Source organism: Mesorhizobium sp. P2_B5, assembly GCF_056404775.1.
The window spans coordinates 63,149-87,942 of record NZ_JBFUDJ010000010.1 but is presented as its reverse complement, the minus strand read 5'-3'; the positions used below and the strand labels follow the sequence as shown (position 1 = coordinate 87,942).

The following is a 24,794-nucleotide window of genomic DNA, read 5'->3' as shown; positions in this document are numbered from 1 at the left end:
CAGCTCCTTCCGCGAAACTGCCTAGCCTGCCGCATCTTCGTAGAAATGCAGGCGGTTGCCGAAGGGATCACCGACCGTCACTTCGCGGGTCTGCCACGGCGTTGTTTCGAGACCCGGCCGGGCGTAGCGGTATTTCTTGCCGATCAGTTCGCGGTGCAGCGCGGCGATATCCTCGACCTTGATGCGCATGGCCACGCCCGGCGCGCCGTCGCCGTGATGTTCGCTCAGATGCAGCACGCAGCCGTCGCGGATTACACCCATGTAGAGCGGCGCATTGTCGTCGAAGCGATGTTCGAACTCGACTTCGAAGCCGAGGAAGTCAAGGTAGAATTCGCGCGCCTTGGCGATGTCGAAGATGCGCAGGATGGGCGTTACGGCACCGAGTTTCGGCATGGCGCTGATACCATTCAGTTCGACGGACGTTGCCTTGGAGGCTACTTCAGCTCCAGCAGCCGTTCGAGATAACTGCGCTCGATGTCGGGGCTGAGCGCGTTGCCGAGCCGCTTGCGAATCGCTTCGAGGATCTGGCGGGCGCGCTGCACGTCGATCTCGTCGGGCACCTTCACCGAATCGCCGAAATCGGGTCCGCGGCTGGCGCGTGGCCGGCCCAGCGGATCGCGGTCGGCGTCCTGCTGGCGGCCGCCTTCCTGGCTACCGCCCTGGTCGCCCTGCATCGCCTGCAGCTGCTTCATCATCTCCTTGGCGCCCTTGCGCAGCGCTTCCAGCGCGCGGCCCTGGTGGCCGACTGCCTGGTCGCCTTCACCTTCGCCAAGCGATTTTTCGGCATTGCCCATGGATTTGCCGGCCTCACCAAATCCTTCATTGGGCTGCATGCCCATGCCTTCCAGGCCCTTCTTCAGCTTGTCGAGCTCGCTTTGCAACTGGCCCTGGCCTTCCTGCAGCTGCTTCATCGCGTCGGCGAATTCCTGCGGCGTCATCGACTTCGGCCGGGCAAGCGGATCGCGGTCGTCCCCGACGCCGGGTTTGTCCTGATCCTGTCCGCCGAGCTGCTGGTCGCCATCCTGTTGCTGCTGGTCTTGATCTCGCTGGCCTTGGCCGCGCTGCATCTGGTCCATGCGGTAGGTGTCGTTCATCATTTCCTGCTGGCGGCGCATGATCTCGCCCAGCTTGTCCATCTGCTGGCGCATCTCACTGTCCTGCTCGCCGCCTTGCTGCTGACGGCCGGCCTGCAGGTTGTTCATCATGTTTTCCAGCTGCGACAGCAGCTCCTGCGCCTTGTCGCGGTCGCCTGATTTCGCCAGGTTCTCGATCTGGTCCATCATGCGGTCGATGTCGCTCTGGCGCAGTTCGCGGCCGTTCTGCTGCATCTGCGGCGCGTTCGGGTTCTGCTTGGCGCGCTCGGCGAACTCCTGCAGGAATTCGTTCATCGCCTCGCGCAGTTCCTTCATCGCTTTTTCGATCTCTTCGTCGCTGGCGCCACGCTTGATGGCATCCTGCAACGCCTGCTGCGCCTGGCGCAGGCGCTTTTCCGCCGCGGAGAGATTGCCTTCCTCAATGCCGAGCGCGATTTCCCAGAGATAGGCAACCTCGCTGCGCAGTTGGTCGTCGCTGTCGGACATTTTCAGCCGGCTGCGGGCGCTCATGATGGCGAGGTAATGCGACATGTTGTCGAACGTGTCTTCGGGCCGAAGCGTGATGGCGTCCATCAGGTCGAGCACGCGCGGCTTGGCGTTGGCGTCGAGCCCCAGCAGGCGGCGCTGCTCGATCACCGCCCGCGCCAGCGGATTGGCGAAGGGCCGCTCGGGCATCACAATCGTCTTGGTTTCGCTGGTCGCGGTGTGCCCGGCATCGTCGGTGGCGACAAGCGACAGCTTGATGCTGGCGCCGGCCCAGACGTGTTCGGTGAGGTCCTTGGTGGTCTTGGCGGCGTTCGCCTTGCCGCCGCGGCGCGGTAGCGCCAATGGCATTTCAGGCGGTCCGTAGAGCGGATGCGCACCGGGCGCCGCCGGGTCGACCAGCGCGAAAACCGCCTTGGCGGTGGCCGCGCCATAGTCGTCGTCGATCTGGTAATTGAGCTCGAAGGCGCCGTTGACGGCGCGCTTGGGCTCGCCGACGAAGCGGATCGTCGGCGGCTTGTCGGGGATCACCGCGAAAGCCCATTGGCCGAGATCGGCTTCGCCCGATTTCAGCGTCAGCGTGCCGTCAGCCGTCAGCTTGCCGGTGAACTGGCGCAGCTTGGGTGTTGCCGGGTTGACCGCCGCTGCCTTGATCGCTGCTGCCTGCGGTCCGGTCGGGTCGATGGCGCGGGCATTGCCGCTCTTGTCGGCGAAGCTGAGCGTTTCCTCGCCGGAGCCGCCGGTGACGCGCAGAGACACGTCGCTGCCTTGCGGCACGGTAAAGGTGGCGGTTGCCTGCTTGGCATTGTTGTCGATGACTGGGGTGGTCAGGAAGATGGGCGGCTTGCCGGTATAGGCCGGCGGGGTCACCCAGGCATCGATGCGCGGCGGAACGATGTCGCGCGCCGCATGGGCGCGGAAGCCATCGGAGAGCCTGCCGCCGGACGGTCCGAAGGAAAAGGCGAAAGCGGTGACCAAAAGCAGCGCCGCCACGGCGCGCAGCCCCCACGGGTCGCGTTCCGGCACGCGGGTACGCGGCAGATCGGGGCCAAGATCGCCGAGCTTGTCGGCCATGCGCTTTTGGTGCTCGCGCCACAGCGCCTGGGAAAAGATGCTTTCCTTGCCGCTCGGACGGTCGGTCTGCACCAGCACCGGGCTGTGCTGCAACTGGTTGGCCGCCTCGATGCGGCGGTCGACCTCGGCGGCGGAGGGAAGCTTGAAGAAACGCAGCGGATAGAGCGCTGCAAGCGCGGCAAGGCCGAAAGCCGCGACCAGGACAATGCGCGCGACGTCAGGCAGGCGTGGGAAAAGTCCGAGCCAGGAGAGGCTGAGGAACAGGCTGGCGACGATGAGCAGCGGCAGAAGCAGCGGCCAGCCGCGTTCGACCGTCATCGAGACCCGTGTCGCCAACCGGCTTAGAGCAAGCCGTCCGGCCAGGCTGCGATCGCCGCTGGAAATGGGGCTTTCCGTCATCGGCCCTTCCTGCCCGGGCGGGATAGCCCGGACTCAACAAGCAGAAGTTTACCAGCAAACACGGCAAAGGCGAGGCGGTTCCGAAAACTTGAAGAGCTTTGGCGGGTTTCCACCCGCAATTCAGTCAAAGCAAGAATCAGAATTTCGCGAGATCGGTGTTCGAGCCGCAGACCAGGACCGCGACCCGTTCGCCCGGCGCCGGCGTGTAGCGGCCGGACAACAGCGCTGCGAAGGCCGCGGCGCCGCCCGGCTCGGCGATAATCCGCACCCGCTCCCACAGTGCCTTCTGCGCGGCGATGATGGCATCGTCGGTGACCAGGATGGAGCGCTCGACAAAGGCCTCGGCGATCGGGAACATCATTTCGCCGACGCGCTTGGGCGCCAGCGAATCGGCGGCGACGCCTTCGGCTGGCGCATCGACGGGGTGGCCGGCCTCGAAGGCGCGATGCAGCGTCGGCGCGCCCTCGGGTTCGATGGCGATGATCCTGATGCGGCCGGCGAGCCAGGCGGCGATGCCGCCGATCAGGCCGCCGCCGCCGACGGCGACCAGCAGCGTGTCGATTTCAGGCAGGTCTTGCTCGATTTCTAGGCCGAGCGTGCCTTGGCCGACCAGTGTTTCTTCCTGGTTGAAGGCGTGGATCTGCAAGGCGCCGGTGTTTTCGGCAAAAGCCTCGCTGGCGGCGAGCGCCTCGGCATAGCGGGCTCCGCCGACGATCAGTTCGGCGCCGTAGCCACGGATGCGCTGAAGCTTGGCCGGCGGGCTGACTTCAGGGACGAAGATCGTCGCCTTGTGGCCGAGCCGCATGGCGGCATAGGCGACAGCGGCGCCATGATTGCCGCCCGACGCCGCGACGACGCCGGCCGCGGGCACCGGCCGTTCCAGCAGATTGGTGAAGGCGCCGCGCGCCTTGAACGAGCCGGAATGCTGCAGGCATTCGAGCTTGAGGTCGACCGCCAGCGGCGGCCGGTCGAAATCGGCCATGTCGACGCGCAACACAGGCGTGTGTCTGACATAGGGGCGGATGCGCGGCTCCATCGCGGCAATGCGTTCGCGCGTGATGCTGTTGCCGTTGGTCATGACCATCTCCTTGGGATTGACAGCAATTAGTAACTTGGCAAAATAGCTAAATGCAAGAGGTTGATGTCTTCAAGGCGATCGCCAACGAACGCAGACTGCAGATCCTCGACTGGCTGAAGGATCCGCGGGCGCATTTCCCGGCCCAGGCAGATGGCGATCTGGTCGAGGACGGCGTTTGCGCGCTGCTGATCGCAGAGAAGCTCGGCATTACGCAGGCGACGCTCTCCGAGCATATGCGCGTGCTTACCCAGGCCGGCCTGCTGCGCCCCAAGCGCATCAAGCAATGGACGTTCTACCGCCGCGACGAGGACAAGATCGCCGACACAAGGATGCTCATCCAGAACCGGCTGTAGCGCAGCCGGCGCGGCGGCTTCTATGCAAGCCAGTCGGGCACCGAATCCATGCCGATCAGCTCGTCATAGGTCTGGCGCTGGCGCACGACATGAAAGCGGTCGCCGTCGACCAGAACCTCGGGCACCAGAAGCCTTGTGTTGTAGGTGCCGGACTGCACCGCGCCATAGGCGCCGGCCGTCGAGACGGCAATCAGGTCACCAGACTTCAGCCGGGGCAGGTCACGGTCGAGGCCGAGATAGTCGCCGGTCTCGCAGACCGGGCCGACGACATCGACTGTCATTCGCGGCGTGTCGGCCGGCGGCTGCACCACCGGCTTGATGTCGTGGAAGGCATCGTAGAGCGTCGGCCGGATCAGATCGTTCATGGCGGCGTCGACGACGAGGAAATTCTTGGCGTCGCCTTCCTTCACGAAGATCACTTCCGAGACCAGGATGCCGGCATTGCCGACGATCAGCCGGCCCGGCTCGAACATCACCTTCACCCCAAGCTTTGTCAGATGCTTCCTGACGATCTCGGCATAGGCATCGGGCAGAGGCGGCGGGCTGTTGTCGGTGCGGTAGGGGATGCCGAGGCCGCCGCCGAGATCGACGTGCTCGATGGCGTGGCCATCGGCGCGCAGCGCGCCGACCAGTTCCGCCAGAAGGGCGAAGGCGTCGTCAAAGGGCTGCAACTCGGTGATCTGGCTGCCGATATGGGTGTCGATGCCGATGGGCTTGATGCCCGGCAAGCCGGCGGCACGGGCATAGACCTGGCGCGCCCTTTGCCACGGAATGCCGAACTTGTTCTCGGCCTTGCCGGTGGAGATCTTCCTGTGCGTCCTGGCATCGACATCCGGGTTGATGCGCAGCGAGACCGGCGCCACCTTGCCGAGTGCCGTGGCGCGGGCCGACAGCAATTCCAGCTCCGGCTCGGATTCGACGTTGAAGCAGAGAATGCCGGCCTCGAGTGCGAAATCCATTTCGCGCGCGGTCTTGCCGACACCGGAAAACACGATCTTGTTGGCCGGGATACCGGCGGCGAGCGCGCGGCGCATTTCGCCTTCCGAGACGGTGTCGGCGCCGGCGCCCAGCCTTGCCAGCGTGCGCAGCACCGCCTGGTTGGAATTCGCCTTCAAGGCGTAGCAGACCAGCGTGTCGAGCCCGGCGAAGGCCCCGGCAAAGACACGGAAATGCCTGGTCAGCGTTGCCGTCGAATAACAATAGAACGGCGTGCCGACGCTTGCGGCGATGTCTGGTATCGCCACGTCCTCGGCATGGAGCACGCCGTCGCGGTAGTCGAAATGGTTCACGAGAGTGTTTCCGGAAGTTGGAGCAAGAGACCAGATAAACTAAGCCGGTCTCGTCGGCTCTAGAGCAGCGGGTCGAGGATGAACTTCTTGTCCACGACCGGTTTTTCCGGCTCCGGCGGCACGGGCTGCTTGGCGCGCTCGGCGTCCTTGCGGGCCTGGACGGCTGCTTCATAGGGCGTGTCAAGACCGGCCTTGCGGCCGCAGGCGGTCACGGCGACCATCGCCGTCAGCAGCGTCAGCGTCACCAAAATCCTGCGTGCGGTCATCGATCCATCCGTCCGAAACTTTTATGTGCTGCCGCTTTTAACCGAGTTTTCGGCGCATTGCACCCCGGCATCATGCCTTGGCGATGCGCTTTTTCCAGGTACGGATCTGCTTCCTGACTTCCGACGGCGCGGTGCCACCGAAGCTTGTGCGGCTCTTGACCGAATTCTGCACCGCAAGCACCGAGAAGATGTCCTGGGTGATGCCGGGGTTGATCGATTGCAGATCCTCCAGCGAAAGCTTCTCCAGGCTGACCTTCTTCTCTTCAGCCAGCGCCACCGCGCGGCCTGTGACATGATGCGCCTCGCGGAAGGGCAGGCCCAGCGTGCGCACCAGCCAGTCGGCAAGGTCGGTCGCGGTCGCGTGGCCTGAGCCAGCGGCTTTTTTCATGGCGGCGGCGTTCACCGTCATGTCGCGCACCATGCCGGTCATCGCCGCCAGCATCAGATCGAGCGTTTCGGCGGCGTCGAAGACGGATTCCTTGTCTTCCTGCATGTCCTTGCCATAGGTCAGTGGCATGCCCTTCATCACCGTCAGCAGGCCGACCAGATGGCCGGTGACGCGGCCGGTCTTGCCGCGCACGAGTTCGGCGGCGTCCGGGTTCTTCTTCTGCGGCATGATCGAGGAGCCGGTGGAGAAGGAATCCGATAGCCTGATGAAGCCGAACTGCGGCGTCGACCAGATGATGATCTCTTCGGCGAGCCGAGACAGATGTGTAGCGCAGATCGCTGCCAGGGCTAAGAACTCCAGCGCGAAATCGCGGTCGGAAACGCTGTCCAGCGAATTGCGCATCGGTTCGCGGAAGCCGAGCGCTTTTGCGGTCTGGTGGCGGTCGATCGGGAAGCTGGTGCCGGCAAGGGCTGCCGCGCCCAAGGGGCTTTCATCCATCCGCTCGATGGCGTCGCGGACGCGCGACAGGTCGCGCGAAAACATCTCGACATAGGCCATGCAGTGATGGCCGAAGGTCACCGGCTGCGCTGCCTGCATATGGGTGAAGCCCGGCATGACGGTTGCCGCATGCTCCTCGGCCCGCTCGAGGAAGGCTGATATCAGACCCTTCAGCGCCTCGGCGACACGGAAGCACTCGTCCTTGACCCAGAGTCTCAAGTCCACCGCGACCTGGTCGTTGCGCGAGCGGGCGGTGTGCAGGCGGCCGGCGGCCGAGCCGATCAGATCGGCGAGGCGGGCCTCGACATTCATGTGGATGTCTTCCAGCCGGGTCGAGAATTCGAACGTGCCGGCCTCGATCTCTTTCAGGATCGTGTTCAGGCCGTGAGCGATTTTTTCTTGATCGGCCGCCGATATAATGCCCGTTTCAGCCAACATCTCGCTATGGGCGATCGAACCTCTTATGTCCTGCGCATAGAGTTTGCGGTCGAACGAGATCGACGCGTTGATCGCTTCCATGATGGCGGCCGGACCCGAGGCAAAACGTCCGCCCCACATCTGGTTGCTGGCCTTCTTGTCGCTCATCGCTATAACCCGTGCTCCGGAGCAGTTTTAGAATAATGGCAGACGGCAATAGATACTTCCCGGCCCCGCGCCTGATCCTTGCCGCTTTGGTGGCGGGCGTGCTGGCGGGCGCGGTCGCGGTATATGTCAGCGAGAGCGGTTCTGGCAACAACGCAGCCTCCGGCAGCACGCCGGCGCAAGCTGCCGCTGGCGGCGGCAAGGACGACGTCGCCTGTGCCGCCAAGAGCGACCGTGCCAAGAAGGTCGCCGCCGCGGCCACTGGCCAGGTTGCGGCATTGTTACCGGCCGATCCGCCGCAATCGCTCAAAAGCCTTGCCTTCAACGGGCCGGATGGCAAGCCGATGACGATCGCCGACCATGCCGGCAAGACGGTGCTGCTCAATCTCTGGGCGACATGGTGCGCGCCTTGCCGTGCCGAAATGCCGGCGCTTGATGCGCTGCAGAAGGAAAAGGGCAGCGACGCCTTCGAGGTGATCGCGGTCAATGTCGACGCCGGCGACGATGTGAAGCCGAAGAAATTCCTTGGCGACATCGGTATCGAGAAGCTCGGTTACTACCGCGATTCGACGCTGGCGTTGTTCAACGACGTCAAGACACGCGGCCTGGCGCTAGGCCTTCCCGTCACCATGCTGATCGACGGCGAAGGCTGCCTGGTCGCCCATATGAATGGCCCGGCCGAATGGTCGGGACCGGATGCCAAGCGGCTCGTAGAGGCCGCACTCGCGCCTTAGGCTGAGCGAAGCGCCGCCGCCGGTTCGAGCATCAGGATGCTGCCGCCGCGCGGTTTGATCGGGGCGTCCCCAGCTGGTGCAGTGACGCCGGTCAGTTCGCTGAAGTGCTCGATCGGGCTCGGCCGGCCAAGATAATAGCCCTGGCCAATCTCGCAGGCCTCGGCGTCGAGGAATCTCAGTTCGCCCAGCGTCTCGACGCCCTCGGCCAGAACCGGCAGGCCAAGACCACGGCCAAGCCCCAGCACGGCGCGCACGATGGCCGCCACCTGGCCGTTGCTGTCGACCGATTTGATGAACGAGCCGTCGATTTTGATCTTGTCGAAGGGGAAGGCGCGAAGGTTGGACAGTGAGGAGTAGCCGGTGCCGAAATCGTCCATCGCCACACGCACGCCCAGCGCCTTGACCTGCCGCAAGGTGGCGAGCGCGCGCGGCATATCCTTGACCAGCGCCGTTTCGGTGATCTCGAGTTCGAGCCTGCCGGGCGCTAGCCCGGAGGCAACGAGGACCTCGTTGACCTTGCGGCTGAAACTCGGGTTGTGGAGCTGCACCGCTGAGACATTGACCGCGACGGTGAGAGGGCTCTTCCAGCGGGCAGCCTCGGCGCAGGCTGTCGCCAGCACCCATTCGCCGATCTGAATGATGACGCCGCTGTCTTCGGCCACCGGGATGAAGGTCGCCGGCGACACGTCACCGCGCTGCGGATGGCGCCAGCGGATCAGCGCCTCGAACCCGACCATCCGCCCGCTGCTGATCTCCTTTTGCGGCTGGTAGACGAGGCGAAACTCATTGCGCGCTATGGCCTGGCGCAGCTCGTGCTCCATCACGCGCCGGTCGCGCGCCTCGGCGCCCATCGAGGCCTCGAAATAACGGTAGGTGTCCTTGCCTTCGGCTTTGGCGCGATAGAGCGCGGTGTCGGCGTGGCTGACCAGGGCTGTCGGTTCATCGGCGTCGAGCGGATAAAGTGCAATGCCGATGCTGGCCGACACCAGGCCGCCGCCGACCGACTGCCGGTTTTCCTCGCGCATCGAGGCCAGCACCGCCTCGGCGATGCGGCCGGCTGCCTGCGGATCAGAAAGGTTTGGGGCGATGATGGCGAACTCGTCGCCGCCGAGACGCGCCAGCATCTGCCCCTGGCGGAGCACGCCGGAGGCGCATAGCGCCACCTTCTGCAGCATGGCATCGCCGGCGCCGTGCCCGAACAGGTCGTTCACTTCCTTGAAGCGGTCGAGGTCGAGCAGCAACAGCGCAAGATGCCCGCCCTTGCCGCCTCGGTTCATTGCGGCAATTTCGGCCTCGAGCCGGCCGGAGAAACTGCGGCGGTTGGGGAGCCCCGTCAGCGGGTCGAAGTGGGCGAGGCGCAGGATCTCCTGCTCGGCCTTCTTGCGTTCGCGGATGTCGCGTACTGCGACGACACTGTGCGGCTTGCCGCAATAGTCGATGCTCCTAGCGATCAGTTCGACGGGGATGGCGGTGCCGTCATGGCTTCTCAACTCGGCTTCCTGTGCCTGTCCGCTGCAGTCGGACATGCTGGCCGCTGTGCGTTCGCCGAAAAGGTCGCCGAGCAGCATCGCGTTCAGCGCTTCCGGCGCCATGCCGGTGAGAGCGGCGATGCTGTCATTGGCGCTGACGATGCGGGTGCCGTCGCAGACGATCAGGCCCTCGACGGCGGCGTTTGCGAGGCCATGCATACGCTCGGCCTCGAGCTTGTGACGACGGAAGCGCAGGTCGATCCACAATGCCGCGGCTGAAAGCACCAGGATCACCAGGCTGACTGCAGCGGCGGCGAAGGCCTGCGATACCGGCTCGACCGTGAATTGCGATATCTCAATGGAGGAGTCCGGGATGATCGACACCGCGCCCATGGCGATGAAGTGCAGGGTGCAGATCGCCAGCGTCAACAGGACGGCGGCGCCGATGGTCGCCTGCATGGACGGGCGCCGCAGCACGACCAGCAGCGCCAGTGCAGCGAGGGTGACGCCTGCCAGCAGCGAGACGGCGACCAGAAGCGTGTTCCAGACGATGCGTCCTTCGACCTCGAAAGCGGCCATACCGATATAGTGCATGGCGGCGATGCCGGCACCGAGGATCGCGCCGCCGACCAGGGCGTAGTCGATGCCCCGGCGCAAGGTGGCAATCCACATGCCGGCGGCTGTCAGGGCGACGGAAGCGGCGAGCGAAAGCGCCGACAGTTCCGCATTGTACGCGTTGGGTATTCCCGGAGAAAAGGCAAGCATGGCGATGAAATGCGTCGCCCAGATACCGAAGCCGGTGGAAGTGGCTGATATCATCAGCCATGTATAGCGGTTGCGCTCGCTTGAGCGGTCGACATGGCGAAGCAGATTAACCGCCGAGAAGGAAGAAATACCGCAAATGAGGGCTGCCAGTGCGACCAGTCTCAGATCGTGCTCGTGCACGATGCAATTATAGACCGTCAGCATCTCGCCCCACCTGCTCTCCCCCAGCAATCAAGCCATCGACTTGATTAGTGCGGGACGCTTGAAGAATCGGTTATGCGCGTCACAACTACAGCGGGCTTTTCGGGTTGTACCTTGCGGCGGTCTTCACTCATTCCAGGCGCAAGGTCACGAGCAGCGCTTCGTGATCGGAGCTTGGGCGGCCATCCGGAAGCACCGCGGGCAGAACTGAGGGGGCGCTTGCCGCAAGGCCACGGGTGAAGAACCAGTCGATGCGGCCGACCGGTGCCGGATTGCCGGCCTCGCGCCGCTGTGTCGGCAAATCGAGATTGTTGGCGGCCTGCCAGCCATAGCCGCGCCCGGCAAGGACGGCGAACAGTGGTTCGTGGCGTTCGACGTCATCGATCAGCCGGCTGGGCTCGGCCGCGATGCGCGCTCGCCATGCGACAGAATCGTCATTGCGTTCCTCATGGGTGGCGGTCAGCGTGTTGAAGTCGCCGCCGATCAGCACCGGCGCCTCGGGATCGTATCTGTCGATGGCATCGAGGAGATGGCGGGTCTGGTCGGCCCTGCCGGCAGGATCGGTGCGGTTTTCGAGATGCACGGAGACGACCGTTACCCGACGGTCGCCGAGCTGCGATCGCCATGCGGCCGCCAATGCGCGGCTGGCCGCACTCCGGCCGGAACCAGTCGCCGGCCGCGTCGAGGCGCACCAGAAAGGGCCGCTGCAAGGGCACGACGCTGGTCACGGCGTTGCCGTGGAAGCCTTCGCTGTTGGCGACTTTGCCAGTTTTTGCGCGCTCAGCCTCGTTACCGCCGCCGAGCTCGACGAACTCGACGCCATAGGCATAGGTGTGGCCGAGCCGGTCAGCCAGCGTCCGCAATGGATGGCCATTGCCGGAGCGCGCCATGCCGTTGTCGACCTCGGACAAAAGCACCACGTCGGGAGACTGGGCGGCAAGCGTTGCGGCGATGGCATCGCCATAGCGAAGCCGCTCAACGTTCCAGGCCACAACGGTCAGGGCCTCGCCGGCCTTATCGCGCGACGCCGTGCCGCCGATCTCGATCTGGCCGAGCGCGGGAATGGCGGCTGCATGACGCAGATGGGTGGCGCTGTCGCGCGGGCCTTCGCGCATCGCCTGGCGGTCGGCGACGGGCACATGCGTCAATTGCTGGACCAGCATTCGTCTCTCCACTCAAGCCCGTCATCTGGCGCCGTCATCTGGCAGGATACATTAGCCGGATAATCATTCTTTCGGCCGGGTGTTTTCGCCGTTCCGAGGCGCCCTAGCTACCTAGAGCGCCGATGTGACGGTTTCATGCCGGCGTGGCCGTCGAGGAGGAGAGACTGGCTGTCCACAGGCCTGAAAGGGCACAACAGAACTGTCACATACCTTCTCTATGAGAGCGGCAAGGGACTTGCGCAAAGCCTGATGTCATCAGCCACTCAAGAGGGATAAAATCCATGTCGATCTTCAAGCAGGGCCTTGCGGCCTTTGCCGCCGGCGCCTTCAGCATCGCGCTGGCGCAGCCGGCTGCCGCGGAGCCGGTCAAATTCGATTTCTGGTTCGGCCTGTCGGGCGACCTCGCCCGCGTCGTCGATACGTTGTGCAAGAACTTCAACGCTTCGCAAGCCGACTATGAAGTCGTCTGTACCAGCCAGGGCAATTACGACGCGACGCTGCAGAACACCATCGCCGCCTTCCGCGCCGGCAAGCAGCCCGCCATCGTCCAGGTCTATGACGTCGGCACCGCCACCATGATGCTGTCGGGCGCCTACAAGCCCGCCGACAAGCTGATGGAAGAAAACGGCTACAAGATCGACTACGCCGACTATTTCCCCGGTATTGCCCGCTACTATGCGACGTCGAAGGGCGAGATGCTCTCGTTCCCGTTCAATTCCTCGACCCCGCTGATGTACTGGAACAAGGACGCCTTCGCCAAGATCGGCAAGACCGTAGCGCCCAAGACCTGGGAAGATGTCGGCGCCGACCTCAAGGCCCTGAAGGACGCCGGCTATGAATGCCCGATGGCGATCAACATCTCGGCCAATGAAAGCTGGCAGCTGATGGAGCAGTTCTCGGCGCTGCACAACCAGCCGATCGCGACCAAGAACAACGGCTATGACGGCCTCGACGCGCGTCTGGAAGTCAACAAGACCAAGTTCGTCCAGTACGTCACCGATCTGAAGAAGTGGTATGATGCCGGCCTGATCAAGATCAAGTCCAAGGACCTCGGCCAGGATATGGTACAGTCCTTCGCGACCGGCACCTGCCAGGTCATCCTGACCTCGGTCGGCGACCACGGCACCGTCGGCAAGACCCAAAAGGAAGGCATGAGCTGGGATGTCGCCGAACTGCCGGTCTATGCGGGTACCGAGCGCAAGAATTCGCTCGTCGGCGGCGCTTCGCTGTGGGTGCTGTCGGGCAAGTCGGATGCGGAATACAAGGGCGCTGCCGCGCTCCTGAACTTCATCCACGACCCCAAGACCGCTTTGTTCTGGTCGACCAACACCGGCTACATCCCGGTGACCAAGTCGGGCTTCGAATACATGAAGTCCACCGGCTTCTATGACAAGGCGCCCTACAAGGGCCGTGAAACCGCGATCGCCAGCCTGACCGCGTCCGAGCCGACCGAAATCACCCGCGGCATCCGTCTGGGCAACTTCACCCAGATCCGCGCCGAGTTCGGCACCCAGATGCAGGCGATCTTCGCCAACAAGGTCAGCGTCCAGGAAGGCCTCGACACGCTGGTCAAGAACGGCGACGCGATCCTTGAGCGCTTCCAGCAGACCTATCCGGGCAAGACCCTGCCCTAACCCCGGATTCTGGTATGGCCGCCCGCCAAGAATCGACGGGCGGCCATTTCGCATCTGGTCTCCATGCAGGAAAACGGGCCGGCGGTTCAACGGCCTGGGCGGATCAATGGAAAAACGCGTTACCTTCAGCAGGTGGACTATCGGCATCCTCTTCGCGGTGCCGCAGCTGCTTTTGATCTTCACCTTCTTCTACTGGCCTGCCGGCCAGGCGGTGTACTGGTCGCTGACGTTGCAGCAGCCATGGGGCGGCGGCAACATCTGGGTCGGGCTCGACAATTTCCGCTCGATCCTGTCCAACGCAGATTACTGGAATTCGATCAGCGCCAGCCTCATCTTTGCCGGTATCAGCACCGGGCTGGCGATGTTCATCGCGCTGGTGCTTGCCGCGCTCACCGATCGCCAGCTTGCCGGCTCGCGCTTTTACCGAGTGGTGCTGATCTGGCCCTACGGCATCGCCGCGCCTGCGCTGGCGCTGGCGTTCCGCTTCATCCTGGCGCCGGAAGCCGGCTTCATGGCCGTCGTCAACCAGGTCTGGCCCGGCTTCTGGGATCCCGGCCTTGACGGCGCTGATGCCATGGCGTCGATCATCGTCGCCTTTTCCTGGAAATATGTCGGCTATAACTACATCTTCTTCCTTGCCGCATTCCAGGCCATACCGCGCTCGCTGATCGAGGCGGCGGCGATGGACGGGTCCGGCGTCATCAGGCGTTTCTGGGACATCCAGTTCCCGCTGATCACGCCGACGATCTTCTTCCTGCTTGTCATCAACATCACCGAGAGCTTCCAGGATTCCTTCGGCATCGTCGACATCATGACCTCGGGTGGCCCGGCCAACGCCACCAATCTGATGGTCTACAAGATCTATTCCGACGGCTTCAAAGGGCTGGACTATTCTGGTGCTGCCGCACAGAGCATCATCCTGATGCTGCTGATCATCGTGCTGACCATCTTCCAGTTCCGCTTCATCGAGCGGCGCGTGCACTACAGGTGAGATGATCATGGTAGAGCGCACCCCGTTCCTGAATTTCTTCACCCATGTGATCCTGTTCGTCGGCTTCGTATTTTGCATCGCGCCGTTCGTGATCGTAGCCATCGCCGCATCGCACAACCTCAAGGACGTCAACGACGTGCCGATGTCGCTGCTGCCGGGCAGCGACTTCTGGGTCAACATCAAGACGGCTTGGGTAACGGCCGACCTTGGGCCGAAGCTGCTCAACAGCTTCATCATGGCGACCGGTGTCGCCGCCGGCAAAGTGATCATCTCGGCGCTCACCGCCTTCTCGATCGTCTATTTCCGCTATCCCGGCCGCACCTTCATCTTCTGGCTGATCTTCGTGACGCTGATGCTGCCGCTGGAGGTGCGCATCGTGCCGACCTATGCGGTCGTCGCCAATGTGCTCGAACCCTATCAGACGATCATGGATCTGACCGGTCTATCCTGGCTGATCGAGAAGGTTTCGGGCGTGCATGTCGAGCTCAACCTGGGGATGCTCAATTCCTATCCCGGCCTGATCTTGCCGCTGATCGCCACCGCCACCGGCACCTTCCTCTACCGGCAGTTCTTCCTGACCGTTCCCGACGAGTTGACCGAGGCAGCGCGCATGGACGGCGCCGGACCGCTGCGCTTCTTCATCGATATCCTGTTGCCGCTGTCGCGCAACAATATGGCCGCGCTCGGCACCATCATGTTCCTGTGGGCGTGGAACCAGTATCTGTGGCCACTGCTCATCACAACCGACCAGTCGCATGCCACCGCGGTGACCGAACTCAAACAGCTCATCCCCAATGTCGGCGGCGCGCCCGAATGGCACATTGCCATGGCCGGCACGCTGATCATCATGCTGCCGCCGCTGGTCGTCGTGGTGCTCATGCAACGCTGGTTCGTGCGCGGCCTGATCGCCACCGAAAAATAAGGAGCAAACAATGGCCTCCATCACCATTCGCGACGTCACCAAGAGCTACGCCAAGATGCAGGTCGTGCACGGCGTCAGCCTCGACTTCGCGTCCGGCGAGTTCGTCGTCATCCTGGGGCCATCCGGCTGCGGCAAGTCCACGCTGCTGCGCATGATCGCCGGGCTGGAGGATATTTCCGGCGGCACGATCGCCATCGACGGCACGGTGGTCAACAAGCTCGAGCCACGCGAGCGCGGCTGCGCCATGGTGTTCCAGAACTACGCGCTCTACCCGCATATGAGCGTGTCGCAGAACATCGGTTATTCGCTGAAAGTATCGGGTGTTCCCGCCGCCGAGCGGACCCAGCGCATCCAGGCGGTTGCGCGCACGCTGGAGCTTGAGCATCTACTCGACCGCAAGCCGATGGCACTGTCCGGCGGCCAACGCCAGCGCGTCGCCATGGGCCGCGCCATGATCCGCGAGCCGAAGGTCTTCCTGTTCGACGAACCGCTGTCCAACCTCGACGCCAAGCTGCGAGTGCAGATGCGCTCCGAAATCCGCAAACTGCACCGCCGGCTCGCCGCTACCTCGGTGTTCGTCACCCACGACCAGGTCGAGGCGATGACGCTGGCCGACCGGCTGGTGGTGATGAATGGCGGCCGCGTCGAACAGGTCGGAACGCCGGCCGAAGTCTATAGCCGCCCGGCGAGCCGTTTCGTCGCCACCTTCCTTGGCGCACCCGCAATGAACATTCTCGAAGGCACGGTAACGCTCGACGGCCTGTCGCTGCTTGGCGACAGCCGCAAGCTCAACGTTTCGCGCACCGGCCTGCCGGTCGGCAGCAAGGTTGCGGCCGGCATCCGGCCGGAGTCCGTACGTCTGGTTGCGGCGGGCACGCCGGGCGCTCTCGAAGCGACCGTCGATCTGGTCGAAGAACTCGGCGCCGGACGCGTCGTCTATGTCGATCTCGACGGCGCACCATTCTCGGTGGTGACGTCGGAGACCGTGCATCCGGTGCCGGGCAGCACGGTCGGCCTGCAGTTCTCTGAAGCCGACCTGCACTTCTTCTCGTCCGAGACCGGCAGCCGCGTCGACGTGTTCAAGGCTTCGGTGCCGGAACCGGCACTCTGATTTTGCACCCATCGGCAAGCGCATTTCCGTCCGCTTCGGACGGACGGCAAAGCAATCTCCCGGGGAAAGCCGCATGAAGATCATCCAGGTCACCGATGTCCATCTGGGACGACGCGGCGAGATCCGCTATGGCGCGAACCTGCATGAGCGGCTCGACCGCTGCATCGACCACATCAATGCCCGCCATGGTGATGCCGCCCTTTGCGTCTTCAGCGGCGACCTGACCGAGACCGGGGCGCCTGAAAGCTACGCCGATCTCAAATCGGCCTTGAGCCGGCTTTCGCTGCCATACCGGCTGCTGCCGGGAAATCACGACCGGCGGGCCAATCTGGTGGCGGCATTTCCCGAAAACCCGACCGACGACAATGGCTTCGTGCAGTCGGTCGTCGATACGCCGGAAGCATCGTTGCTGTTCCTCGACAGCCTGGCCGAAGGCCGCGTCACTGGCGAACTCTGCGACAAGCGGCTTGCCTGGCTCGACGCGCGACTCGCCGATGCGGCGGGACGGCAGGCCTACATCTTCCTGCATCATCCGCCGGTCGAGCTCGGTCTGCCGCTGCTCGACCCGCTCGGGCTCGAACAGAAGCAGCGCTTTCTCGATGTTCTGACGCGCCATGGCAATGTCGGTCATATCTTCTTCGGCCATGTCCACCGCGACATTGCCGGCACGGTCGCCGGCATTCCGTTTACGGCGCAGCGTGGCTTGCACGCCCGCTTCATGCTCGACCTTGTCGGCGACGAAGTGGTCGAGCAGGCGCCGCCGACCTACGGCATCATCCTCATCGACGCTGCCATCCGGCGGCTGGTCGTGCACAACAACGACTTCCTCGAGACTTGGCCGCTTTGGTCACCGGCGACGGGCCAGAGGGTTGACTAGGACCTGATCTCGCTAGGCAAACACGTGCGCCTTGCCGGAGACGGTCAAGCGCACGATCTCGCCGACGGAAGGCGCATCGATGCCCGGCTTGCGCAGCATCAGCGGCGTGTTGCCGATGGCCGCGGCGTCCGGCGGATCTGGGTTGTTCAACAGCCGCACCGCAATCGTGCACATCGAGCCGGCGAACTCCGAGTCCGTCACCTCGGCGAAGATCGTGCCCGGCGGGCCTGACATGCCTTCGCGCGACGTGCGGTTCACCTGCACCTGCTCCGGTCGCAGCATGATGCGGGCGATGTCGCGGCGCTCCTTCGAGTCGACGGCGATGCGGCCGAGCGAGGAGGTGGCGAAGCCGCCTGAAACCTTTGCCGGCAGGATGATAGCGTCGCCAAGGAACTCGGCGACCATCCGGTCCTTCGGCTGCAGATAGAGTTCACGCGGCGTGCCGACCTGCGAGAACTTCCCGTCACGCATGACCGCGACCTGGCTGGCGAAGGACAGCGCCTCGGCCTGGTCGTGGGTGACCAGGATGGTGGTGATCCCGGCAGCTTCGAGCAATTCGGCAACTGCCTTGCGCATCGAGGCGCGCAGGCCGGTGTCGAGCGCCGAGAACGGCTCGTCGAGCAGCATCAGGCGGGGCTTCATCGCCATGGCGCGGGCCAGCGCCACGCGCTGCTGCTGGCCGCCCGAGAGCTGGTGCGGGCGGCGTTTGAGGATCGCCTTGTCGAGCCCGACCGTATAGGCAAGCTCGGCGATGCGCTCGGTGCGCTGGTCCTCGCCGCGGGCCATGCCGAAGCCGATATTGTCGGCGATGCTGAGATGCGGAAACAGCGCGCCGTCCTGCGCCACCAGGCCGATGCCGCGGCGATGCGCCGGCACCGCATGGCCGCCATTGGCCAGCACCTGGCCGTCGAGCACGACGCGCCCCTGGTCGGGCGCCTCGAAGCCGGCGATCAGCCGCAGCAAGGTGGTTTTGCCACAGCCGGACGGCCCGACGATCGCAGTGCGGCTGCCGCTGGCGGCGCTGAGGTCGATGCCGGCAAGGGCTGCGACCGGGCCGTAATGCTTGGTGAGGTCGCTGATTTCGAGAAAGCTCATCGTCCGGCCATCCGTTTCGACTGGACATAGAGCAGCCAGGTCAGCGGCAGCGACATCGCCACCATGATGAAGGCGTAAGGGGCGGCGGAGGCATAGTCGATCTCGCCGCTGTAGGACCAGAACGCCATGGCCAGCGTGCGCGTGCCGTTGGGCGCCAGCATCTGGGTAGCGGTCAGCTCGTTCATGATGCCGAGCGCCACCAGCGCCATGCCGGCGGCGGCCCCAGGCGCCGAAAGGCGGATCGTCGTCGACCACAGCGCCTTCAACGGCGGCCGGCCGAGGCTGGCGGCGGCGCGTTCGAGCTCGATCGGCGCCTGCGCGATCGACGCGCGGAGGCTGATCAGAGCGCGCGGCAGGAACATCAGGGCATAGGCGACCAAGATGGTGAACAGCGTCTGGTAGAGCGGCATGGCGATGCGCACGGTGATGGTGACCAGCGCCAGCGCAATGACGACGCCGGGCAGCGAGCCGACAATGTAGTTGCAGCCCTCGAGCAGCCGCTGCAGCGGCCCCGGCGCGCGGATCGAGATCCATGCCATCGGCATGGCGGCGATGGTCGCAAGCAGGGCGCCGGCGAGCGCCAGGAACAGCGTCTGGCCCAGCGCCAGGCCGATCTCATCGAAACGCCAGACATCGGCGCCGCCGGCGACCAGCCAGCGGCCGATGGTGACGAAGGGCACGCCGATGGCGAGTAGCGTGGTGATGGCAGGCAGAGCCAGGCAAGGCAGCGTGGCGCGTCCGAGCCTGCTGCGCTGCCGGTGGCGCGCCGCGCCTGAGCCGACGCGGGCATAGCGCTCTTCGCCGCGCACCAACACCTCCAGAGCGAGCAGCACGAAGCAGCAGGTCACCAGAACGCCGGCCAGCATGTTGGCGGCGGGTCCGTTGAAGGTCGACTGGAACTGGTCGACGATGGCTGTGGTGAACGTGTCGAAGCGGATGAAGACATAGAGGCCATATTCGGCCAGCAGATGCAGGCCAACCAGCAACGCGCCGCCGCAAATGGCGAGTCTCAGCTGCGGCAGCACGACGCGTGCGAACACGCGCCACGGTCCAAGGCCGAGCGCTGCGGCTGCGTCTTCCAAAGCGGGATCGAGCCGGCGCAGCGACGCCGCGATCGGCAGATAGAGGAACGGGAAATAAGCGAGGACCGACACCAGCACGCCGGCCCAAAGGCCGTGCAGTCCCGGCACCAGGGTAATCCAGGCATAGGAGTGCACGAAGGCGGGGATGGCGAGCGGCGCCACCGACAGCCAGGCCCAGAGGCGAGCGCCGGGAAGGTCGCTGCGCTCGGTCAGCCAAGCCAGCGCCATCGACAGGACGATGGCGATGGGGACGGTGAGCGCCACCAGAAGCACGGTGTTGATCAGAAGTTCGCCGACGCGCGGCCGGAAGACCAGGGCCGAGACAGAGTCCCAGCCGGTCTGCACGGCGATCCAGATGATGAAGGCAAGCGGCAGCAGCGACAGCAGCGAGACGATGATGGCGGCAAGAGCGATCCAGGACATGGGCTGCCGGCGGGATCGCCCGGCTGCCTGGCCTGAACGTACGAGATCGACCCCAGATTGCATCAGCTCGGCCGCGCCACTGCCGCCGGAGCGGGGGCGCCGCAGGCGCGGCCGGAAACGCAATGTGTCGTCATGGACAATGCCATCCCGAAAACAGAGCGCTCCTGCGGAAAGCCTCGCAGGAGCGCAAACGTTGCCCTTTTAGGACGAACGCGGACTAAAGCAAGCCGGCTGCCGTCATCAGATCGGTCACCTTCTTGGAGTTCAGCTTTGCCGGGTCGACCTTCGGCGCCTGCAGATCGGCCAGCGGCACCAGCTTGGGATTAGAGTCGGCGCCCTTGCCGACCGCGTACTCGAAGGACGTGCCGGTCTTCAGCACGTCCTGACCGCCCTTGCCGGTCACCCATTTCAGGAACGCCTGGGCTTCCTTCGGGTGCTTGCTCGAGGCCAGCACGCCGCCGCCGGAAATCGAGACGAAAGCGCCAGCATCCTGGTTCTTGAAATAGTGCAGCTCGACGTTCTTGCTGTTCTCGCCGGTCTTGGCCTGATCGCCGAAATAGTAATAGTGGTAGATGATGCCGCCTTCGATCTCGCCGGCATTGACCGCCTTCATCACCGTGCCGTTGCCCTTGTAGGCGGTGAAATTCTCCTTCATCGCCTTCAGCCAGTCGGCGGTTGCGGCTTCGCCCTTGAGCTCAAGCAGCGCGCTGACGATGGCCTGGAAATCGGCGCCCGACGGCGAGGCGGCCCAGCGGCCTTTCCAGCTCGGATCGGCGAGATCGAGCATCGATTTGGGCAGCTGGTCGGCGGTGAGCTTGGTCTTGTTGTAGGCAAAGACGGTGCTGCGCGCCGCGACACCCACCCATTTGCCGCTGCTCGGCTGGAATTCAGCCGGAACCTGGGCCAGCGTATCGGCGTCGACCGGCGCGAAAAGGCCCGCCGCTTCGACCAGGGCCATGGCCGGGGAGTTCTCGGTCAGGAATACGTCGGCTGGCGAAGAAGCGCCCTCGGCGACGATCTGGTTGGAGAAATCGCTGTCGCCGCCATTGCGCAAGGTGACCTTGATGCCGGTTTCCTTGGTAAAGCCATTGACCCATTCCTTGGCCAGGCTCTCGTGCTGGGCGTTGTAGACGATAATGCCGGCATCTTCCGCCATCGCCGGACCGGCGATCAGGCTGATTGCCAGCGCGGTGGCGCCGACCAGGGTGGAAAGGGCATATTTCATGGCGTCATCCTCGATCTCGGCGGTTCTGGTTTTGCACGGCTGCACCTACCAATACCTGATTACCATAGTCAACATTGGTGGGCTGCTTCAATCCGTCGCTCGCCCGCAAACTTTCGTGATTTCGCGGCACTTTGGCTTGGACATTATTTCGTTGGCCACGTAACAAATCAGCGCCGAAGCGCGAAGATCGGGGAGTGAACTCTTGTGAGCGGCAAGGATGAGGCCGAGCTTTCCCGGCTGATGCGGGCCGCAATCGCGGGAGACGAAAGGGCTTACGCCGACTTTCTGCACCGGATCGCCGCACTGGTTCGCGGCTTTGTCAGGCGCAAGATCGTACAGGGCGGGGTCGATCCCGAGGATGTCGTGCAGGAAACCTTGCTGGCCATTCATGTGAAACGGCATACCTGGCGCCAGGACGCGCCGGTGTTGCCGTGGATCTATGCGATTGCCCGCTTCAAGCTGATCGACGCCTTCCGGCGGCGCGGCCGGCGCATCGAGATCGAGATCGACGAGATCGCCGAGACCTTTGCCGAGCCGGAGACCGAGACCGTCAGCGAACGCGACATCAACCGGGCTCTGGACGGCTTGCCGCCGGCGCAGCGTTCGGTAGTCTCGGCCATATCGGTCGATGGCCGCTCAATCGGCGAGACAGCGGCCAAGCTCGGCGTCAGCGAGACGGCGGTGCGGGTATCGCTGCATCGCGGGCTTGCCGCGATCGCCAAACGCTTCGGGCGGCAGTGACATGAGAACCGAAGATCTCATCAGGGCACTCGACGCCGACACACGCAGCAAGGCGATGCCGCTGCGTTCGGCCTGGTGGATGGCTGGGGCTGCCGCGGTGGTGATCGCCGCAGTGGTGTTCTTCCTCACTATCGGCCCACGTCCCGACATCATGATCGCCATGCACACGATGCGGTTCCTGGCGAAATTCGTCTTCACCATCGTGCTTGCCATCACCGCGTTTGGCCTGATCCGGGCACTGTCGACACCGGGCGCTTCGACGGCGAGAGCCGCGGCCTGGATGGCGGCTGCGCCGCTGCTTGTGGCTGTGGCCGTGGCTCTCGAACTGTTCATGGTGCCGGAGCCGATGTGGAGCACCCGCATGGTCGGCTCCAACATGATGATCTGCATGGGCTTCATCCCGCTGATCGGCATCGGGCCGCTTGCCGTTTTCCTATGGATGCTGCGCTACGGCGCGCCGACGCGGCCGGTGCTTGCCGGTGCGGTCGCAGGATTGCTTGCCGGCGGACTGGCGGCGACCTTTTACGCCGCCCACTGCTTCGACGATTCGCCGCTTTTCGTCGCCACCTGGTATACGCTCGCCATCGCCGTCCTCGCCGGGCTCGGCGCGCTCGGGGGACGGTTCTTCGTGCGCTGGTAACCGGCCCGCCTGAGATAGCCCGCAATAATCACCGATCCTTAATCATGCCGGCAATTGTTTGCGGGTTAACCGTGTTGCCGGTGGCTCAGGCGCAACCTTTCCTTAAAATCGATCATCCAAGGTTTCCCGCAGAAATGTGTTGCGCACGGGGTGGCATGCACGGTGACGCGATGGAAACGAAAAAGCCTGCGGGCTGACGGTCACGTGGCTTTGGTGCTCGCGGCCGGAGGATTTTGCGCCGCCGTCGTGGCGATGCTGCTGTCGCGGCTCGACGTCAGCGCCGAAGTGTTGAAGCTCTGTCTGCTGATATCGGTGCCGGTCGCCGCCGTGGCGCTGATGCTCGCCGCGCTGTTCATTTACCGGATACTCGACGACCGCCGGCAGATCGCCGAGAGCGAGCAGCGTTTTCGGCGCGCCATGGAGGATTCGGCGATCGGCATCGCCATTGTCGGCCTCAATGGCCGTATCCACGAAACCAATCCGGCCTTCGCGGCCATGCTCGACTACAGCAAGGAAGAGATCGAGGCGCTGACTTTCTTCCAGATCACGCATCCCGACGATGTACAGATCGGCCGTGAGACCATGGACGGCATCCGGGCGGGCACCGTCAACGCCTTCCAGTTCGAAAAGCGTTACCTCAAGAAGGACGGCACGCCGGTGTGGGCCCATCTTGCCGGTTCCGTCATTCGCGACGAGAAGAGCGGCCGTCCGCTCTACCTCGTCTCGCAGATCGAGGATATCGACGCACGCAAGCAATCCGAGGCGCGCATAGCCGAGGCCGAAACGCGCTGGAATTTTGCGCTTGCCAGCGCCGGTCAAGGCGTCTGGGACCTCGACATGCGCAAGGGCGGCACCACTTATTCCGCTACCTGGGTGAAGATGCTGGGCTATGCAGAGGGCGAGCTGGACGGCGACCCCGACCGCTGGCTGACGATAATCCACCCCGACGACCGCGAGAATGTAGCCGAGGCCGATCGCGCCCATCTTGAGGGCAAGACGCCGTTTTTCGAAGCCGAATTCAGGATGCGTCACAAGGACGGCCACTGGGTCTGGATCCTCGATCGCGGCAAGACGCTCGAACGTGACAGGGAGGGCCGGCTGATCCGGGCCATCGGCAGCCTGACCGACATCACCCAGCGCAAGCAGGCCGAGGAAAGCCTGATTGTGTCGGCGGCGGCTCTGGCGGACGAGAAGGAACGGCTGAGGGTGACGCTGCAGTCGATCGGCGACGCCGTCATCTGCACCGATGCCGCCAACCGCATCACCTTCATGAACCCGATCGCCGAAAAGCTGACCGGCGTTGCCGGCGCAGAGGCGCTCGGCAAGAGGCTTGGCCATGTCTACTGGGCGGTGGATGAGGAGACCGGGCAAAGGATCGGCATGACGCGGCCGGCGCTCGGCGGCCCCAGCCCCGCCGATCAGAACAGCCGCGCCGTCCTAATTCGTCGCGACGACACACGCTGCAGCATCCGCCAGATGGTATCGCCGATCATGAATGAGCGCCAGGAGTTCTGTGGCCTGGTCATCGTCTTCCAGGATTTCACCGATGCGCGCGCCTTGCAGCGCCAGCTCGCCTACGCCGCCGCGCATGACGCGCTGACCGGCCTTGCCAATCGCTCAAGCTTCATCCGTACCATGGAAGAGCTGGTCGACCGGAGCCGCAAGGCCGGCTCGGCAACACCGGCGGGCGAGCATCATTTCATGTTCATCGACCTCGACCATTTCAAACTGGTCAACGACACCGGCGGCCACGCCGCCGGCGACGCCCTGCTGAAGCGGGTTGCCGAGGCTATTCGCGGAGCGCTTGGGCCGGAGGATATCATCGCCCGCCTCGGCGGCGATGAATTCGCGGTCATCCTGAAATCGGGGTCGAGCGCCGGCGCCAGGATTGCCGCCCGCTCGATCATCGACGCCATCCGCAGCCTGCAGTTCAGCTGGGACGGCCGGCCGCATGCGATCGACGCCAGCATCGGGCTGGCGCCGATCCGCAGCGGCGAAGTCGACGAGATCATCGCCCGCGCCGATGCCGCCTGCTATGCGGCCAAGGCCGCCGGCCGCGGCTGTGTTTCCGTGGCGCCTGACGATAACGAGTCAAATGGTCAGGCCGAGCCGCCGCTCGCGGCAGCATCCTGACGGCGGAACGGATTAGAGCGGTTCAGCGTTTCACAGAATCGCTGAACCGCTCTAAGCATTTGTTTTTACGCAATTCCGGACGGA

22 protein-coding genes are annotated in these 24,794 nt (G+C 64.4%); 11 read left to right on the top strand and 11 right to left on the bottom strand.

Annotation, left to right across the window (positions count from 1 at the left end):
* Positions 1 to 21: 21 nt before the first annotated feature.
* From AC1D1N_RS25590 to AC1D1N_RS25580, 3 genes are all read right to left on the bottom strand, one after another.
* Positions 22 to 393 carry a glyoxalase superfamily protein gene (locus tag AC1D1N_RS25590; RefSeq protein WP_112562239.1) on the bottom strand — a complete coding sequence of 124 codons (372 nt, stop codon included), beginning with the start codon at positions 391 to 393 and terminating at the stop codon, positions 22 to 24.
* 41 nt (positions 394 to 434) lie between these two features.
* The gene (locus AC1D1N_RS25585) at positions 435 to 3,050 is read right to left on the bottom strand and encodes a TIGR02302 family protein (RefSeq protein WP_477351780.1); all 2,616 of its coding nucleotides are present in this window, start codon (positions 3,048 to 3,050) and stop codon (positions 435 to 437) included.
* A gap of 136 nt (positions 3,051 to 3,186) precedes the next feature.
* Entirely contained in the window at positions 3,187 to 4,128 is a 942-nt protein-coding gene (locus AC1D1N_RS25580; RefSeq protein ID WP_477351778.1) for a threonine/serine dehydratase, read from the bottom strand.
* Between the two features lie 50 nt (positions 4,129 to 4,178).
* Here AC1D1N_RS25580 and AC1D1N_RS25575 point away from each other — a divergent pair, with 50 nt between their 5' ends.
* On the top strand, positions 4,179 to 4,481 hold the full coding sequence (locus AC1D1N_RS25575; RefSeq protein WP_112562241.1) for an ArsR/SmtB family transcription factor: 303 nt from the start codon (positions 4,179 to 4,181) through the stop codon (positions 4,479 to 4,481).
* Between the two features lie 20 nt (positions 4,482 to 4,501).
* Here the strand turns inward: AC1D1N_RS25575 and lysA are convergent, their stop codons facing one another.
* The 3 genes from lysA to argH form a co-directional block, all read right to left on the bottom strand.
* Complete coding sequence (lysA, locus tag AC1D1N_RS25570) at positions 4,502 to 5,770, bottom strand: diaminopimelate decarboxylase (RefSeq protein WP_477351776.1); 1,269 nt, start codon at positions 5,768 to 5,770, stop codon at positions 4,502 to 4,504.
* A gap of 59 nt (positions 5,771 to 5,829) precedes the next feature.
* Entirely contained in the window at positions 5,830 to 6,036 is a 207-nt protein-coding gene (locus AC1D1N_RS25565) for a hypothetical protein (RefSeq protein ID WP_112562243.1), read from the bottom strand.
* 70 nt (positions 6,037 to 6,106) lie between these two features.
* Complete coding sequence (gene argH / locus AC1D1N_RS25560; protein WP_477351774.1) at positions 6,107 to 7,507, bottom strand: argininosuccinate lyase; 1,401 nt, start codon at positions 7,505 to 7,507, stop codon at positions 6,107 to 6,109.
* 35 nt (positions 7,508 to 7,542) lie between these two features.
* On the opposite strand from argH, the gene tlpA reads away from it, so the two are divergent.
* Positions 7,543 to 8,238, top strand: coding sequence for a thiol:disulfide interchange protein TlpA (gene tlpA / locus AC1D1N_RS25555; protein WP_477351772.1), 696 nt, complete (start codon positions 7,543 to 7,545; stop codon positions 8,236 to 8,238).
* Here the strand turns inward: tlpA and AC1D1N_RS25550 are convergent.
* Complete coding sequence (locus AC1D1N_RS25550; protein ID WP_477351770.1) at positions 8,235 to 10,676, bottom strand: bifunctional diguanylate cyclase/phosphodiesterase; 2,442 nt, start codon at positions 10,674 to 10,676, stop codon at positions 8,235 to 8,237. The two genes, tlpA and AC1D1N_RS25550, sit on opposite strands and share 4 nt — an antisense overlap.
* Positions 10,677 to 10,803: 127 nt before the next feature.
* Positions 10,804 to 11,256 carry a hypothetical protein gene (locus AC1D1N_RS25545; RefSeq protein WP_477351768.1) on the bottom strand — a complete coding sequence of 151 codons (453 nt, stop codon included), beginning with the start codon at positions 11,254 to 11,256 and terminating at the stop codon, positions 10,804 to 10,806.
* Between AC1D1N_RS25545 and AC1D1N_RS25540 the strand changes: the two genes are divergently transcribed.
* The 6 genes from AC1D1N_RS25540 to AC1D1N_RS25515 all read left to right on the top strand — a co-directional run bounded on the left by AC1D1N_RS25540 (position 11,237) and on the right by AC1D1N_RS25515 (position 17,371).
* Positions 11,237 to 11,899, top strand: coding sequence for a hypothetical protein (locus AC1D1N_RS25540; protein WP_477351766.1), 663 nt, complete (start codon positions 11,237 to 11,239; stop codon positions 11,897 to 11,899). The genes AC1D1N_RS25545 and AC1D1N_RS25540 overlap by 20 nt on opposite strands.
* 218 nt (positions 11,900 to 12,117) lie before the next feature.
* A complete protein-coding gene (locus AC1D1N_RS25535) occupies positions 12,118 to 13,470 on the top strand; it encodes an extracellular solute-binding protein (protein WP_477351764.1) in 1,353 nt (450 codons plus the stop codon).
* Positions 13,471 to 13,576: 106 nt separating this feature from the next.
* Positions 13,577 to 14,461, top strand: coding sequence for a carbohydrate ABC transporter permease (locus tag AC1D1N_RS25530; protein WP_477351762.1), 885 nt, complete (start codon positions 13,577 to 13,579; stop codon positions 14,459 to 14,461).
* A gap of 7 nt (positions 14,462 to 14,468) precedes the next feature.
* Complete coding sequence (locus AC1D1N_RS25525) at positions 14,469 to 15,383, top strand: ABC transporter permease subunit (RefSeq protein WP_436261523.1); 915 nt, start codon at positions 14,469 to 14,471, stop codon at positions 15,381 to 15,383.
* 10 nt (positions 15,384 to 15,393) lie between these two features.
* Entirely contained in the window at positions 15,394 to 16,494 is a 1,101-nt protein-coding gene (gene ugpC / locus AC1D1N_RS25520; protein ID WP_477351760.1) for a sn-glycerol-3-phosphate ABC transporter ATP-binding protein UgpC, read from the top strand.
* 73 nt (positions 16,495 to 16,567) lie between these two features.
* A complete protein-coding gene (locus AC1D1N_RS25515; RefSeq protein ID WP_477351758.1) occupies positions 16,568 to 17,371 on the top strand; it encodes a phosphodiesterase in 804 nt (267 codons plus the stop codon).
* A 12-nt stretch (positions 17,372 to 17,383) separates the two neighbouring features.
* Here the strand turns inward: AC1D1N_RS25515 and AC1D1N_RS25510 are convergent, their stop codons facing one another.
* The 3 genes from AC1D1N_RS25510 to AC1D1N_RS25500 form a co-directional block, all read right to left on the bottom strand.
* Positions 17,384 to 18,466, bottom strand: a complete 1,083-nt coding sequence (locus AC1D1N_RS25510) for an ABC transporter ATP-binding protein (RefSeq protein WP_477351756.1) — start codon at positions 18,464 to 18,466, stop codon at positions 17,384 to 17,386.
* Complete coding sequence (locus AC1D1N_RS25505) at positions 18,463 to 20,034, bottom strand: ABC transporter permease (RefSeq protein ID WP_477351754.1); 1,572 nt, start codon at positions 20,032 to 20,034, stop codon at positions 18,463 to 18,465. Before AC1D1N_RS25505 ends, AC1D1N_RS25510 begins: the two co-directional genes overlap by 4 nt.
* A gap of 154 nt (positions 20,035 to 20,188) precedes the next feature.
* Positions 20,189 to 21,196: an iron ABC transporter substrate-binding protein gene (locus tag AC1D1N_RS25500; protein WP_477351752.1), complete on the bottom strand. Its 1,008-nt coding sequence runs from the start codon at positions 21,194 to 21,196 to the stop codon at positions 20,189 to 20,191.
* A 204-nt stretch (positions 21,197 to 21,400) separates the two neighbouring features.
* On the opposite strand from AC1D1N_RS25500, the gene AC1D1N_RS25495 reads away from it, so the two are divergent.
* From AC1D1N_RS25495 to AC1D1N_RS25485, 3 genes are all read left to right on the top strand, one after another.
* A complete protein-coding gene (locus AC1D1N_RS25495; RefSeq protein WP_112562252.1) occupies positions 21,401 to 21,937 on the top strand; it encodes a sigma-70 family RNA polymerase sigma factor in 537 nt (178 codons plus the stop codon).
* A 1-nt stretch (position 21,938) separates the two neighbouring features.
* Complete coding sequence (locus tag AC1D1N_RS25490) at positions 21,939 to 22,577, top strand: NrsF family protein (RefSeq protein WP_436261518.1); 639 nt, start codon at positions 21,939 to 21,941, stop codon at positions 22,575 to 22,577.
* 204 nt (positions 22,578 to 22,781) lie between these two features.
* A complete protein-coding gene (locus AC1D1N_RS25485; protein ID WP_477351750.1) occupies positions 22,782 to 24,710 on the top strand; it encodes a PAS domain S-box protein in 1,929 nt (642 codons plus the stop codon).
* Positions 24,711 to 24,794 lie beyond the last annotated feature (84 nt).